General features: G+C 66.3%; 13 protein-coding genes. 3 read left to right on the forward strand and 10 right to left on the reverse strand.

Features of this window, described 5'->3' with window-relative positions:
• Positions 1-208: 208 nt before the first annotated feature.
• The 6 genes from glyS to Q1U94_RS13625 all read right to left on the reverse strand — a co-directional run bounded on the left by glyS (position 209) and on the right by Q1U94_RS13625 (position 5142).
• Complete coding sequence (gene glyS / locus Q1U94_RS13600; RefSeq protein WP_300545675.1) at positions 209-2329, reverse strand: glycine--tRNA ligase subunit beta; 2121 nt, start codon at positions 2327-2329, stop codon at positions 209-211.
• A 12-nt stretch (positions 2330-2341) separates the two neighbouring features.
• A complete protein-coding gene (locus Q1U94_RS13605; RefSeq protein WP_300545678.1) occupies positions 2342-2803 on the reverse strand; it encodes a GFA family protein in 462 nt (153 codons plus the stop codon).
• Positions 2804-2963: 160 nt separating this feature from the next.
• On the reverse strand, positions 2964-3851 hold the full coding sequence (locus tag Q1U94_RS13610) for a glycine--tRNA ligase subunit alpha (protein ID WP_300545681.1): 888 nt from the start codon (positions 3849-3851) through the stop codon (positions 2964-2966).
• Between the two features lie 70 nt (positions 3852-3921).
• Positions 3922-4089 (reverse strand): hypothetical protein, encoded by a 168-nt coding sequence (locus tag Q1U94_RS13615; RefSeq protein ID WP_300545683.1) that lies wholly within the window; start codon positions 4087-4089, stop codon positions 3922-3924.
• 79 nt (positions 4090-4168) lie between these two features.
• Positions 4169-4900 (reverse strand): methyltransferase, encoded by a 732-nt coding sequence (locus Q1U94_RS13620; protein ID WP_300545685.1) that lies wholly within the window; start codon positions 4898-4900, stop codon positions 4169-4171.
• Positions 4897-5142, reverse strand: coding sequence for a DUF2007 domain-containing protein (locus tag Q1U94_RS13625; protein WP_300545687.1), 246 nt, complete (start codon positions 5140-5142; stop codon positions 4897-4899). The genes Q1U94_RS13620 and Q1U94_RS13625 overlap by 4 nt, the downstream gene beginning before the upstream one ends.
• A 90-nt stretch (positions 5143-5232) precedes the next feature.
• Here Q1U94_RS13625 and Q1U94_RS13630 point away from each other — a divergent pair, with 90 nt between their 5' ends.
• Entirely contained in the window at positions 5233-6249 is a 1017-nt protein-coding gene (locus Q1U94_RS13630; protein ID WP_300545689.1) for a polyprenyl synthetase family protein, read from the forward strand.
• Positions 6250-6289: 40 nt separating this feature from the next.
• On the opposite strand, the gene Q1U94_RS13635 is transcribed toward Q1U94_RS13630, so the two are convergent.
• Genes Q1U94_RS13635 through Q1U94_RS13650 form a run of 4 tightly spaced genes read right to left on the reverse strand, consistent with a single transcriptional unit; the run spans position 6290 to position 11594 of the window.
• The gene (locus Q1U94_RS13635; protein WP_300545692.1) at positions 6290-7297 is read right to left on the reverse strand and encodes a hypothetical protein; all 1008 of its coding nucleotides are present in this window, start codon (positions 7295-7297) and stop codon (positions 6290-6292) included.
• Complete coding sequence (locus Q1U94_RS13640) at positions 7294-8157, reverse strand: 4-(cytidine 5'-diphospho)-2-C-methyl-D-erythritol kinase (RefSeq protein WP_300545695.1); 864 nt, start codon at positions 8155-8157, stop codon at positions 7294-7296. The genes Q1U94_RS13635 and Q1U94_RS13640 overlap by 4 nt, the downstream gene beginning before the upstream one ends.
• On the reverse strand, positions 8154-9863 hold the full coding sequence (locus Q1U94_RS13645; RefSeq protein WP_300545697.1) for a tetratricopeptide repeat protein: 1710 nt from the start codon (positions 9861-9863) through the stop codon (positions 8154-8156). The genes Q1U94_RS13640 and Q1U94_RS13645 overlap by 4 nt, the downstream gene beginning before the upstream one ends.
• Before the next feature lie 57 nt (positions 9864-9920).
• The gene (locus tag Q1U94_RS13650) at positions 9921-11594 is read right to left on the reverse strand and encodes an electron transfer flavoprotein-ubiquinone oxidoreductase (RefSeq protein WP_300545699.1); all 1674 of its coding nucleotides are present in this window, start codon (positions 11592-11594) and stop codon (positions 9921-9923) included.
• A gap of 136 nt (positions 11595-11730) precedes the next feature.
• Between Q1U94_RS13650 and Q1U94_RS13655 the strand changes: the two genes are divergently transcribed.
• The gene (locus tag Q1U94_RS13655; RefSeq protein ID WP_300545701.1) at positions 11731-12609 is read left to right on the forward strand and encodes a uracil-DNA glycosylase; all 879 of its coding nucleotides are present in this window, start codon (positions 11731-11733) and stop codon (positions 12607-12609) included.
• Between the two features lie 110 nt (positions 12610-12719).
• Positions 12720-13856: a PA0069 family radical SAM protein gene (locus Q1U94_RS13660; RefSeq protein ID WP_300545703.1), complete on the forward strand. Its 1137-nt coding sequence runs from the start codon at positions 12720-12722 to the stop codon at positions 13854-13856.
• Positions 13857-13872 lie beyond the last annotated feature (16 nt).

Below are 13872 nucleotides of genomic sequence, written 5' to 3' on the forward strand. Positions count from 1 at the left end.
GCCGTGCGCAGCACGGCGGAATGCCCGCGCCAAGCTCGACCGCCCTCCCGGCGCTGCGCGCCGGGCCCCTTCGACCCGCGGCTCCGCCGCGGCCCACTTCCCCACTTTGTGGGGAGGAAAACCCGCCCCGCCTTCGCGGAGGCTCCATCCGGGATGACAGGGCGAATGAGCGGAAACAAGGCTGTCTGCAATGAAAAGCATGATGCGTCTAGCCTGAGATCTTGTCGAAGTCCGCGACTTCGCGGACGGCCGTGCGGATTTGCGACAATAGGAAAAGTCTGTTGCGGCGCAACGCGGGATCGTCGCTGTTAACGGTCACGTGCTCGAAAAAGGCATCGATCGGTGCACGGAGCGTCGCCAGCGCGGCCATGGCGGCCTCGAAATCCTCCGAGACCAGCGCCTGTTCCGCCTCGCCCTTCACCGTGTTCACGGCGGCGATCAGCGCGCGTTCCTGGTCTTCCGGGGCGGCGGCGAGATAACCGGCTTCCAGCTCGCCCTCGAAAGCGCCCTCGCCGTCCTTCTTCTCTTCCGCCCGCACGATGTTGGAGGCGCGGTTATAGCCGGCCAGCAGCGCCGCGCCGTCATCGGTGTCGAGGAAGGCCTGCAGCGCGCGGGCCTTGGCCGTGACGCGGACGAGATCGTCATCGCCGAGGGCAAAGACGGCGTCGATCACGTCGTAACGGATGCCTTCGTCGCGGAGGTGGACTTTCAGGCGGTCGGCGAAGAAGGCGAGGAGGTCTCGCCCCCCCTCTCCACCTAGAGCACTAAAATACCAGCCGCCGGCTTGCTTCGCTGCGAAGGAGGCCAAGTGGAAATCCGCTCTAGGAATTGCACGATCAAGCAGAGGCATCTTGAGCCGTTCTTCCAACAAAATCCGGATCATCCCCAGCGCTGCCCGCCTCAGCGCAAACGGATCCTTCGACCCTGTCGGCTTTTCATCGATGGCCCAGAATCCGACCAGCGTGTCCAGCTTGTCGGCCAGCGCGACGGCAGCGGAGACCGGTGCGGTCGGCACGGCGTCGGACGGGCCCTGCGGCTTGTAGTGGTCCAGACAAGCGTCGGCGATCTCGGGCGCCTCGCCCTGGTCGAGGGCGTAATAGCGGCCCATCGCGCCCTGCAGCTCGGGGAATTCATAGACCATCTCGGAGACGAGATCGGCCTTGGCCAGGCGGGCGGCCTTTTCGGCCATGTCGGCATCGGCGCCGACGACCGGGGCCAGTTCGCGCGCCAGCGCGGCGACGCGCTCGACCTTGTCGGCCACCGTGCCCAGCTTTTCGTGGAAGGTCACCTTCGACAGCTCTTTCGCCATCTCGTCGAGCGGCGTCTTGCGGTCATTGTCCCAGAAGTGGCGGGCGTCGGAGAGGCGGGCCGAGAGGACGCGGGCATTGCCCGCCGCGATGGCCTTGCCGCCGTCCGGGGCAACCTGGTTGGCGATGACGACGAATTTCGACGTCACGCCGGCCTCGCCCGGCCTTTTCACCGCGAAATACTTCTGGTGGGTCTTCATGGTGAGGGTGATGACTTCCGGCGGCAAGTCCAGGAAGTCCGGATCCATCTCGCCCAGGAGCGGCACCGGCCATTCCACCAGGCCCGCCACTTCGGTGAGCAGGCCGGCATCCTCCACCAGTTCCAGCCCCGCCTCGGCACACACCTTGCGCGCGCCCTCCAGGATGATCGCCTCGCGCTCTTCGCGCTGCTGGATCACATGGCCCTCTTCGCGCAGCACTTTGGTGTATTGCGCAAAGTCCGTGATCTCGAACGGGCCGCGGCCCATGCGGCGATGGCCTTCGGTGAGATTGCCGGTCTTGATGCCAAAGACCTCGAAATCGACCACATCGCCATCGAAGATGCACAGGAGGCGCTGGATCGGACGCACCCAGCGCTGGGCCTTGTCGCCCTCGCCGAACTTCATGGATTTGGGCCAGGGGAAAGCCTTCATCACTTCGGGGATCGCCTCGGCGATCACGTCGGCCGTGGCACGGCCGGGCTTTTCGATCAGGGCGACCCAGAATTCGCCCTTCTTGTCTTCGCGCTTTTCGCAGCTGTCGAGACTGTCGAGCCCGGCGCCGCGCAGGAAGCCTTCCACCGCCTTGTCCGGCGCGCCGACGCGCGGTCCCTTGCGCTCCTCGCGCACATCGTCCGTCTTCACCGGCAGTCCCTCGACCACCAGACCCAGGCGGCGCGGACCGGCGAAGGTCGCCATCGAGGTCCAGGTGAGGCCGGCCGCCTTGAGTTTTTCGCTCACCAGCCTGTCGAGATCGGCCTCGGCGCGCGGCTGCATGCGCGCGGGGATTTCCTCGCAGAAGATTTCGAAGAGGAGTTCGGACATCTCGTCTTTCCGTTAAGAGGCGTGCTCTTGCGCCGCCCAGCGCTCCATCAGCGCGTAATAGCTGTCGTCAGGCGCTTCTTCGTAGATCAGCGCGTTTTCGTCGAAAATCATCCAGTCCTGGGCAGACTTGACCCAGATATGGCCGACCGGTTTCAGCCTGGCCCGGTCGTCCAGCGTGCCTGCCTTCACCGACAGGGCCGGCCGGCCCTCGGTATCGTGCGCGATGCGACAGCCGCACTTGGCGCAGAACAGGCCCAGCTTTTTCTTCTTGCTCGCCGTGGGGATCTCGAAGGCCGCGGCCCCGCCCTTGAGGAAGCGGAACCCGTCGCGCTCGACCAGCATGGACAGGCCGAAAGCCGAGGAGGATTGCTGCTGGCAGGTGGTGCAGTGGCAGGCATAGAGCGTCAGCGGCCGCTTGGTGATCTCGAACCGGACCGCCCCGCACTGACAACCGCCGCGAAGGGGGAGTTTCATGATGCGGCCTCCGCACAATTTCCATCCTCCCCCTTGATGGTGGAGGGGGTGGGGGCGAGATGTTTGAAAAGGCGAACACCGGGATTCACCCCTTCCGACCCGAGGCTTCGCCTCGGCCCACCTTCCCCATCAATGGGAAGGATGTTTGCTGCCCGCACCATCACGCCACCTCCAGCGCGGCGCGCTCGTTCTTCACCCAGGCTTCTGCGCAGCCCTTGGCGAGTTCGCGCACGCGGGCGATCCAGCTGGCGCGTTCGGCCACCGAGATGGCGCCGCGGGCATCGACCAGGTTGAACAGGTGCGAGGCCTTGAGACAGAAATCATAGGCCGGCAGGGGCAGCGGCTTGTCGAGGTCCAGCAGCGCCATGCACTGGCTTTCCGCACCCTTGAACCACTCGATCAGCATGTCGACATCGGCATGCTCGAAATTGAATTCGGAATACTGCCGCTCGGCTTCCTGGAAGACCTCGCCGTATTTCAGGCCGGCGCCGTTGAAATCCAGGTCGTAGACATTCTCCACGCCCTGGACATACATCGCCAGGCGTTCCAGCCCGTAGGTCAGCTCGCCGGAGACAAGGTCGACGTCCAGACCGCCGACCTGCTGGAAATAGGTGAACTGGGAGACTTCCATCCCGTCGCACCAGACTTCCCAGCCCAGCCCCCAGGCGCCGACGGTGGGATTTTCCCAGTCATCCTCGACAAAGCGCACATCGTGCACGTCGCGATCGATGCCGATGGCGTCGAGGGAGCCGAGATAAAGGTCCTGCAGGTTGGACGGGCACGGCTTCAGGAGGACCTGGAACTGGTAATAGTGCTGCAGCCGGTTGGGGTTCTCGCCATAGCGCCCGTCGCCGGGACGGCGCGAGGGCTGGACATAGGCGGCGCGCCAGGGCCGCGGCCCCAGCGAGCGCAGCGTGGTGGCCGGGTGCAGCGTGCCGGCCCCGACTTCCACGTCATAGGGCTGGAGAATGGCACAGCCCTGCTCCGCCCAGTAATGCTGCAAACGGAGGATCAGGTCCTGGAAGGACGGCGCATTCGAAGCGGCCATATCGTGTAGTCCCGGCGAAATGAAACGCGGCAAGAAATCGGGCGGACACTAGGCAACGGGGCCAGTCTAATCAAGCGCGCGAGTCCTCATCCTGCTGCGCCGCAGCATCCGGATTGAGCCGCGCTTCCACGGCCTTGCGTGCCGCGTCGGCTGCGGCATCGCGCCGGGCGGTCTTTTTGCCGCGGAAGGCGAGCCAGAGGATAAGCGCCAGGAGGATGAGCAAGACGGTGAGGAGCATGGGGACGGGTTTAGCAGGGAAAGGACGGTCTGGAACAGACATTCGGCCGGAGCGCGGATACGCGGCGGCCCGTCGAGGCTCAGCCCATCTGCACCACGGCCCGCCCGCGCAGGATCGCATCCGCCTCGGCGGAATGCCCCTCCCCGTCGTGAAGCCACAGGGGCGAGAGCAGCTGCAGCGGAGCCCGGCCGCCGATGCGCGCCAAGACAATCACCCGTTTGGCGGGCTGGCCCTCGCGCGGATGGACCGGCTTGATGACAACCGAGCCGAAACTCTTCTCCAGGCCGTGCAGAATGTCGCCCAGCCGGTCGGCGCGGTGGATCAGGGTGAGACGGCCCCTGGCCTTCAGCGTGCGGGCCGCGGCCCGGATCCAGATGCCCAGGGGCGTCGGGCCGCTCAGCCAGGCATCGCGTTTCTCCGTCTTCGGCGTGCGCAATCGCGTCTCGTCATCAAAAAAGGGCGGATTGAAAAACACCTGGTCGGCCCGGTGCGCATTGCCCAGACTGCCAATATCCGCGGTTTCCACCTGCATGCGTGGATCCAGACCGTTGGCGGCAATGTTTTCGCGGGCCAGTTCGGCAGCCGCGGCGTCCTTTTCGATCCCGGTAAAGCGCGCCTCGCCGAGGCGGGCCGCCGCACACAGCATGGCCGCGCCCGGCCCGCAGCCGAACTCGACCAGGTGTTCGCCGGGTTTCGCGTCCAGGGCTGCCGCCAGCAGGACCGCATCCATGCCGGCCCGGTAGCCTCCGGCCGACTGGCGCAGCGCGACCCGGCCGTCGAGCAGACGATCCAGCGTGGTGTCCGCGCTCACGTGTCGTCCTTGAGCGCTTCGGCCAGCAGGTCGCGGGCCCGGGCGGCGTGATCGTCGGCGACGGACAGGCGTTTCTCGACGAAGGGAATCCCCCCGCCATACATCGACGCCATGCCTTCATCGAGCACGAAACTCTCGATCCCCGCCTCGCTCAGCACCGATCGGGCGTAGGACAGGATCACCGGATTGTCGGTCTTGAGGACATCCTTCACGGCATCGTCACCCCTGTGCTGTTTCGTCACCGCCTCCGCCGCTTGCCGGGGGAGGTTCGGATTTCTATTGTCTCGGTCAATTCACGGGGCTGCAAGAGGACCGCTGGCGTGGACAGCACGGTGAGAGTCGATACGGCAGCGGCCCGGGTAGCGTCCGCGCCGAATGCCGCCGAACGGCTCGCCTCCCTGGCTTACAACGACATGCGCCGCGTCGACGCGCTCATTCTCGAGCGTCTGGACAGCCATGTCGAACTGATCCCGGAACTGGCCCGTTATCTGATCGAGGCCGGAGGCAAGCGCGTGCGCCCGATGATCACGGTCGCCGCGGCCAACATGCTGGGCCATCGCGATGCCGCGCCGATCCGTCTCGCGGCAGCCGTGGAGTTCATTCACACCGCCACCCTGCTGCACGACGATGTGGTCGACGAGAGCGGCATGCGCCGCGGCAAGATTGCCGCCAATCTGGTCTGGGGCAATGCGTCGAGCGTTCTGGTCGGCGATTTCCTGTTCGCACGCTCCTTCTCGCTGATGGTGGAGGCCGGCTCGATGAAGGCACTGGGCGTGCTTTCCGCCGCAGCCTCCACGATCGCCGAAGGCGAGGTGCGGCAATTGTCGGCGGTGAAGGATATCGGCATGACGGTCGAGACCTACATGCAGATCATCGATGCCAAGACCGCCGCCCTGTTCGCTGCAGCCGCGCGGGTTTCCGGTATCGTTGCGGGACGCCCGGCTGCAGAAGAAGCCGCCCTGGAGGCCTATGGCCGCGAACTGGGCCTGGCCTTCCAACTGGTCGACGATGCGCTGGATTATGGCGGTGCCGCTGCCAAGCTGGGCAAGTCTGTGGGCGATGATTTCCGCGAAGGAAAGGTGACCCTGCCGGTGGCGCTGTGCCTGCAGGAAGCGCAGGGCGAAGAGGCGTCGTTCTGGCGCCGTACCATTGCCGAGACACGGCAGTCTGACGGCGATTTCGAACAGGCCCTGGCCTATCTCGGCCGCCACGGCGCGCTTGAAGCCACCCTGGACCAGGCGCGCAGTCATGCCCGCCGGGCACGCGAGGCCCTCGCGGTCTTTCCCGCCAATGAATGGCGCACGGCGCTGGAAGACCTGGCCGACTTCGTGGTGGATCGCGCCTACTAGGGCGCCGACGCTGGTTGCAACCGCACTGTCCGCGACACCCTTATTGATACACGTCCAGTCCGGCCGCCATCGCCATTTTGCGCACGACACGGTGGATGATCGCGAAGGCCGCGACACCGATTGCGAAAACCGCGAATTTCACCCACGCCCCGCCGGCCGCTCCGGCCAGAGCCAGAGCACCGCAAGCCAGGCTGAGACCGCCCCATATCGCGGCAATCCGGGCATGGCTTTTCCCCATGCGTATGAGCAGCTGGTAGGCATGCGCACGGTGCGCCACGAAGGGCGAGCGCCCGGCCCTCACCCGCGCCGCCATGGTCAGGAGAACGTCGCCCAGAAGCGGCAGGATCAGCAGCGGTGCGAGCCAGACGCTTCCCGCCGGCGCCGTTGCGGCCCAATGCAGGGCCAGCCCCGCAAAAATCACCGCAATGCCCAGCGAGCCCACATCGCCGCAGAACAGGCGGCCGCGCGGCCGGAGCAGCGGTGCGTTCCAGACGGCGAAGCCCGCCAGACCCGCCGCCAGCGCAAGGCTGGCATCCGCCGTTCCGCCATCGGCAAGGAGCCCCAGCGCCAGCGCCGCGGGGATCAGCGTAGCAGTGAGAAGACCGTCCGATCCGTCCATGAAGTTGACCGCATTCGCCACCGTGAACACCCAGAGCGCGGACCCGGCCAGCCCCACGATCCAGGGCAGGGCGATACCGAGCCCGGTCACCGGCCCGGCCATCACCGACAGGGCGAGACCAAGGGTCGTGAGAACAGCAAATTTCAGTCTCTCCGACAGGGTGAGCAGGTCATCGAGCAGCCCCAGGCCGGCCGCCATGCCGCCGCAGAGCACGGTCCCGGCCAGCGCCGCGCCTTCGGCGGGGCCGGTCACCGGAATGACGAGCAGTGCCGCAAACACGCCGGCAAGCACGCCGATACCGCCGCCGCGCGGGGTCGGGCGGGCATGGCTGGAACGGGCATTGGGATGATCCAGGATGCCCGCGGCCAACACCGACCAGGCCACCAGGACCGCCACCGGAAATGCGATGAGCGCGGCCGGCAATGTCACGCCTCCATGTCCGGCGCGCCCAGGGTTACCGCCTTGCCGAATTGCGGATAGGCATCGGCGGCGGCGCGGGCATCGGCAGCGCGCTTGCACACGGCAAAACAGCTTGCCCCCGACCCCGTCATGCGCGCCAAGAGAACACCAGGCTGGGCATGCAGCCAGTCCAGCGTGTCACCGATGGCGCCTTCACGCACGATCGCCGGGGCTTCCAGATCATTGCTCTCGCCGGCCAGCCAGTCGACCAGGTCGCCCTGCCACCAGGCACCCTCGGCCAGGGGCTGCGGGCTCGCCTCGTCGAAGGCCCGGAACACCGGACCGGTGGGCACGGCGACGCCCGGATTGACGATGACGGCATGCAGAGCGGGAACATTGTCGATCATCTCGATCCATTCACCGATACCGCGCATGCGCAGGGGCCGCGAATAGACACAGGCCGGCACGTCGGCCCCCAGGCCAAGACCCAGCTGGGCCAGCCGTTCCGGCGGCCAGTCCAGACCCCATAGCCGGTTCAGCGCGCGCAGCGTCGCGGCCGCATCGGCCGAACCGCCGCCCAGGCCGGCTTCAACGGGAATATTCTTGTGCAGATGAATGCTGGCACAGCGATCGACGCCCGCCTCGCGCTGCAGCGCCATGGCCGCGCGCAGGACCAGATTGTTGTCGCCGCCGCCGGCGAGCCGCCGCGACGGTTCGCCCGACATGGACAGGAGGAAGGCCGGGCTGTCCTTGACGCGGATCTCGTCGCCCCAGTCGGCGAAGACCACGAAACTGTCCAGCGGATGATACCCATCGGGCCGGACCCGGCCGACGCGCAGGGTGAGATTGACCTTGGCAGGCGCGAGTTCGCTGATTTCCCCGGCACTCACGGCTCGCCGGCCCCGGAGACATCGACCGAGGCCATCTCTGGCGTGTGTTCGGGCGGACGGCCATGTTCGAGACGATACTCGATCTGCACAACCTGTTCGGCAGACGGGTCCAGGTCGGCGGCCCGGCGCCACTGGAAACCCGCTTCCAGCCGGCGGCCGACCTGCCAGTAGGCATCGCCCAGATGCAGGTTCGCCGTGGCGCTGCCGGGATTGAGCGCAGCGGCCCGTTCCAACTCCTGCACCGCCAGCTCGTAATGGCCAAGCTGGTAGTAGGCCCAGCCCAGACTGTCGATCACATTGCCGTTTTCCGGGTCCATCTCGGCGGCCCGGGACACCATGTCGAAGGCCCGTTCAATATTCTCGCCGCGCTCGATCCACAGATAGCCCAGATCGTTGAGCACGGTGGACTGGTTGGGGGCGATGTCGAGCGCATCCAGATAGGCCGCCTCGGCATCGTCCCAGCGGTCCAGCGTGACCAGGCAGGATGCCCGGAAATATTCATACCGCCAGTCCTCGGGACGGCCGCGCGACCGGTTGAGGGCGATGGCACGTTCGTAAAGGGGAACAGCGGTTTCGCAGCGATTGTGGATCCGCGCCAGATCGGCATGGAGCAGAAGCGCCTCGGGCTCCCCGGACTGTTCCGCCAGATTCTCGGCCGCGGCATAGGCGGCATCCATCCGCCCCAGCGTCGCCATCAGCACGATCCGGTCGATCTCGGCGCCCAGGCGGAAGGGTCCTTCGGGCACGGCAGCGTATTCGGACAGGGCAAGATCGTGCAGGCCGATCCGGTCCAGCGTGCCGGCCAGCACCACATGCAGGGGCGCAAGATCGGGATCCAGGCGCTGGACCATGCGCATGTAGACAACGGTCAGATCCATGTCGGCCTGGGCAGCCAGGTCGGCTGTCGGCCCCAGCACGGCCCGCGCAGCCAGGCCGGCGATGCCCGGCCGGCGCGGCGCCCGCGCTCCGGACGCCGCCGCTCGGCGTGCAGCCTCGATACTGCTTTCGCCGCGATCGTCGCGAAGATAGGTGTCATAAAGGGCAATGGCTTCGTCGCGCCGGTTCTGGCGAACCAGGAAGGCGCCGTACATGTCCGTCGCCAGGCGCCGGAAGGTTGATGTAAACACGGCCGACCGATACCCCGCCTCGGCCGCCTCCATCTGGTCATCGGCCTCGAACAGCATGGCCTTGTGCAGCCAGAGATGCGGCGCCAGGAATCCCGGTGCCTGCATGGCGCCCGCCGCCTCCAGCGCCTCATCGCTGCGGCCGGCGCCCATCAGGGCCCATTGCTGCAGGATGTCGCTGAAGAACGCGTTGTAGGGACCGTATTCCGGCCCGGTATCCAGCACGGCGATGGCGCCTGAATAGCGCTGGCGGGAGATCAGGTCCGCGGCATGATAGAGTGTGGCGAGCCGGCTGGGATCGCCCGCCCCGGCTGCGCCTACAGCCAGATCGGCGGCCCGGTCGAGATCGCCGGCAATCACCGATGTGATGAAGGCCCGGTCCGTGAGCACGACGTTTCCGGGCATGCGGTCGAGCGCTTCGACATAGTATTCCGCCGCGCCCTGGGCATCGCGGTTCACACCGGCATAGCGCGCCGCCAGAAAGGCACCATAGGCCGACGCCTCCTCTTCCGGCGGTGTCACGCAAGAGGTAAGCGCCAGTGCTGGCAACAGCACCGGCAGGGCAAGGGAAAGACGCGTCATGGCCGGTATGCTCGCTCCAGCGGCGATCCGGCGCAAGGGCGTATCGCGGTTAAATGCCTACATCCCCGCATACATCGGACCGCCCCCGCCTTCCGGCGTCGTCCAGTTGATGTTCTGGTTGGGGTCCTTGATATCGCACGTCTTGCAGTGGACGCAGTTCTGGGCGTTGATCTGGAAGCGCTGCTCCCCCGTCGCCTCGTCCTCGATCCACTCATAGACACCGGCCGGGCAATAGCGTGCCGACGGCCCGCCGAACTCGCCGAGCTCGGACGACTTCTGCAGCGCCGCATCGGCGAGCTTAAGGTGAACCGGCTGGTCCTCCTCGTGATTGGTGTTGGAGATGAATACCGAGGACAGCCGGTCGAAGGTGAGCACGCCGTCGGGCTTGGGATAGTCGATCTTCTTGAATTTCGAGGCTGGCTGCGTGCTTTGCGCATCGGTCTTGCCATGACCCATCGTGCCAAAGGGCGACCAGCCGCCGGTGATCGTGTTGATCCACATGTCTATCCCGCCCAGGGCAATACCCAGCACGGTGCCGAATTTCGACCAGAGCGGCTTGGCATTGCGCACGCGCTTGAGGTCCTGCGCCACCCAGGACTTGTCGTAGGCGGCCTGGTATTCGGCCAGTTCGTCATGTGCCCGGCCCGCACCTAGCGCCGCAAACACGCTCTCGGCGGCCAGCATGCCGGTCTTCATGGCGTTATGGCTGCCCTTGATGCGCGGCACGTTGACGAATCCGGCCGAACAGCCGATCAGCGCCCCGCCCGGGAAGGCCAGTTCCGGCACCGACTGGAAGCCGCCCTCGGTGATGGCCCGGGCGCCGTAGGAAATGCGCTCGCCGCCTTCCAGCACTTCACGGATCGCCGGATGCGTCTTCAGGCGCTGAAATTCCTCGAAGGGGGAGATCCAGGGATTCTTGTAGTTGAGGTGAACGACGAAACCGATCGAGACCAGATTGTCGCCGTAGTGGTACATGAAGGATCCACCGCCGGTGGCGTTGTCCAGCGGCCAGCCCATGGTGTGCTTCACCAGGCCAGGCTTGTGCTTCTCCGGCTTCACGCGCCAGAGCTCTTTCAGCCCGATGCCGAATTTCTGCGGCTCCTTGCCTTCGGACAGGTTGAAACGCGAGATAAGCTGCTTGGCCAGGGAGCCGCGCGCGCCTTCCGCGATCAGCGTGTACTTGCCGCGCAATTCAATGCCGGGCTGGTAGCCATCCTTGTGGCTGCCGTCGCGGCCGAGACCGAAATCCCCGGTGACGACACCCTTGATAACCCCGTCTTCCTCGACGAGATCGGCGGCGGGAAAGCCGGGATAGATCTCCACGCCCAGCGCCTCGGCCTGTTCGCCCAGCCAGCGGCAGACATTGCCCAGCGAGACGATATAGCAGCCGTGATTGCTCATCAGCGGCGGGAAGAAGAGCGTGGGCAGGCTGATCGATCCGGCTTCGCCAAGCACTTCGAAAATGTCGGTCCTGACCGGTTCGTCGAGCGGGGCGCCCCTCTCCTCCCAGTCCGGGATCAGTTCATTGAGTGCCTTGGGGTCGACCACCGCGCCGGACAGGATGTGCGCACCCACTTCCGCGCCCTTTTCCAGGACCGCAATGGATATCTCCTGGTCCGCGTCGGCAGCCAGCTGTTTCAGGCGGATCGCCGCCGACAGGCCGGCGGGACCGCCGCCGACTATCACCACATCGTATTCCATGGATTCGCGTTCGATCGGTGCGTCGGTCATGTTCGGGCCACCCCTTCCTGTTCAAGTTTCAGCACTGTCCCGCTTGCAGGCTTCCGGTCATACCTTAGGATCGAACACCCATCTAGCGCGTCCGGCTGTCCGGATCAAAATTATTACGTTAACGTGCACGTAAGGCATGTCCGACCCAACCGCCTCTCTCGACCCCTGCCAGGAAAAGGCTCTCAAGGCGCTCATCACCTGGTGGGAGGAAGCCGGGATCGAGCTCGACGCGCCGGTGGTCCGGCCGCGCCCGGCCCCGGCACGGGCCACACCGCCCGCCCGTGAAACCGGAGCCGTGCGCGAAGCGCCGCAGCACAGCCCCGCCCGTCCGGCAGAACCGGTACGCGCCGCCACCGCCGCATCCGCCCGCGCAGCGGGCTACGGCCAGGTCGAACACGAAGGCCCCGGCGCCCGGGACCTGGCCGCCGGCGCCGATACGCTCGACGCGCTCCAGGCTGCCATCGAGAGCTTCGAAGGCTGTCCGCTCAAGCGCACGGCGCGCAACACGGTATTCTCGCGCGGCAGCCGGGAAGCCCGGCTGATGCTGGTCGGGGAGGCGCCCGGCAAGGACGAGGACGAACAGGGCCAGCCCTTTGTCGGGCGGTCCGGACAATTGCTCGACCGCATGTTCGCCGCGATCGGCATCGGCCCGAACGATCTCTACATCTCCAACATCCTCAACTGGCGCCCGCCCGGCAATCGCACGCCGACCCAGGAGGAGATCGCAATGTGCCTGCCCTTCATCGAGCGGCACATCGCCCTGAAGGCGCCGGACATACTGATCGTCGCCGGCGGCATATCGGCCCAGTCCCTGCTGCGCACATCGACCGGCATCACGCGCCTGCGCGGCCAGTGGCAGGACTATGCCGTGCGCGACACGGCGGGCGAGCCGACGGACAAGACCATCCCCGTCCTGCCCGTCTTCCACCCGTCCTACCTGCTCCGCCGTCCGCCGGAAAAGCGCAAGGCCTGGCAGGACATGCTGGCGCTGGAGGCGCATCTCTCCTCGCTTTAGACGACCGTGCGGGACGCCACGACCGGCGGCGTCCTCGCGAGGGCTGTTCTGCCGCCGCTCGATCGCAAAAATGTTCTTGATTTGTTCTTTTTCTGAGTCATAGTAGCGCCATGACCGAGCGCCCAGGTGGCTACGCCCTAAACGCCCCTTCCACGGCCCCCTCGCCCGACACCCCCACCGCCCCGGGGACCGGCGCCCGGGGCCGGGGCGCTCGGTCAAACATTTCAGGGCGCTATGAGATGTTCGCACGGGAAGCCTTCGACGACGGATGGACCGAGGCGGATGGCGAGGCACCGCGCCTGGCAACAACCATCCTGAAGGATGCCTCGCGCTCCATCGTGGCCACCAATTCCTCGCCCGACATCTCCTTCGACCAGTCGATCAATCCCTACCGGGGATGCGAGCATGGCTGCATCTACTGCTATGCCCGGCCGAGCCATGCCTATTGGGGATATTCTCCGGGCCTGGACTTCGAAAGCATCATTTTCGCCAAGCCGGACGGGGCGGCCCTCCTGGAACAGCATTTCAACCGGCCGGGTTACACACCTCGGCCGATCGTGATCGGGGCCAATACGGATGCCTGGCAGCCCGTGGAAAAACAGCTGGAACACACGCGGGACATCCTCAAAGTCTTCGCCCGCTACAAACATCCGGTCAGTTTCATCACCAAATCGGCGCTCGTGCTGCGCGATCTCGACATCCTCGGGCCCATGGCCGCGCAGGGCCTGGCAAAGGGCGCCATATCCATCACCACGCTGGACAGGCGGCTGGCGCGGGACATGGAGCCCCGCGCCGCGGCGCCTCACCGCCGGCTCGATGCCGTACGCGGCCTGGCCGGCGCCGGGCTTCCTGTGACGGTAATGATGGCGCCGATCATACCGGCCTTGAACGACAGCGAGATCGAGGCGGTGTTCGAGGCAGCCGCCGAAGCGGGAGCGGCCAATGCCTCCTACGTACTCTTGCGCCTGCCGCTGGAGATCCGGGAACTGTTCCGCGAATGGCTGGCCGCAAAACGTCCCGATGCGGCGGCCCGGGTGATGTCGCTGATCCGCCAGATGCGCGGTGGCAAGGATTATGATGCGCGCTGGGGCGTGCGAGGCCGCGGCGACGGCCCGCTGGCGCAATTGATTGCCAAACGGATTCGCGCCGCGGTCAAACGCTATGGTCTGACGGCGCCGCGGGCGGAGCTGGATATTTCAAGGTTCGAACGCCCGCTTGGATCGGCGGGCCAGCCCAGCCTGTTCTGAGCCAGCCGGTTCGCGC

This window comes from Maricaulis sp. (assembly GCF_030149515.1).
Lineage (GTDB): Bacteria > Pseudomonadota > Alphaproteobacteria > Caulobacterales > Maricaulaceae > Maricaulis.

What these genes read in the sequence shown, in the direction of transcription:
- glyS (WP_300545675.1), bottom strand. Translation starts at nt 2,329, where the DNA reads ATGTCCGAACTCCTCTTCGAAATCTTCTGCGAGGAAATCCCCGCGCGC.
- Q1U94_RS13605 (WP_300545678.1), bottom strand. Translation starts at nt 2,803, where the DNA reads ATGAAACTCCCCCTTCGCGGCGGTTGTCAGTGCGGGGCGGTCCGGTTC.
- Q1U94_RS13610 (WP_300545681.1), bottom strand. Translation starts at nt 3,851, where the DNA reads ATGGCCGCTTCGAATGCGCCGTCCTTCCAGGACCTGATCCTCCGTTTG.
- Q1U94_RS13615 (WP_300545683.1), bottom strand. Translation starts at nt 4,089, where the DNA reads ATGCTCCTCACCGTCTTGCTCATCCTCCTGGCGCTTATCCTCTGGCTC.
- Q1U94_RS13645 (WP_300545697.1), bottom strand. Translation starts at nt 9,863, where the DNA reads ATGACGCGTCTTTCCCTTGCCCTGCCGGTGCTGTTGCCAGCACTGGCG.
- Q1U94_RS13650 (WP_300545699.1), bottom strand. Translation starts at nt 11,594, where the DNA reads ATGACCGACGCACCGATCGAACGCGAATCCATGGAATACGATGTGGTG.
- Q1U94_RS13655 (WP_300545701.1), top strand. Translation starts at nt 11,731, where the DNA reads ATGTCCGACCCAACCGCCTCTCTCGACCCCTGCCAGGAAAAGGCTCTC.
- Q1U94_RS13660 (WP_300545703.1), top strand. Translation starts at nt 12,720, where the DNA reads ATGACCGAGCGCCCAGGTGGCTACGCCCTAAACGCCCCTTCCACGGCC.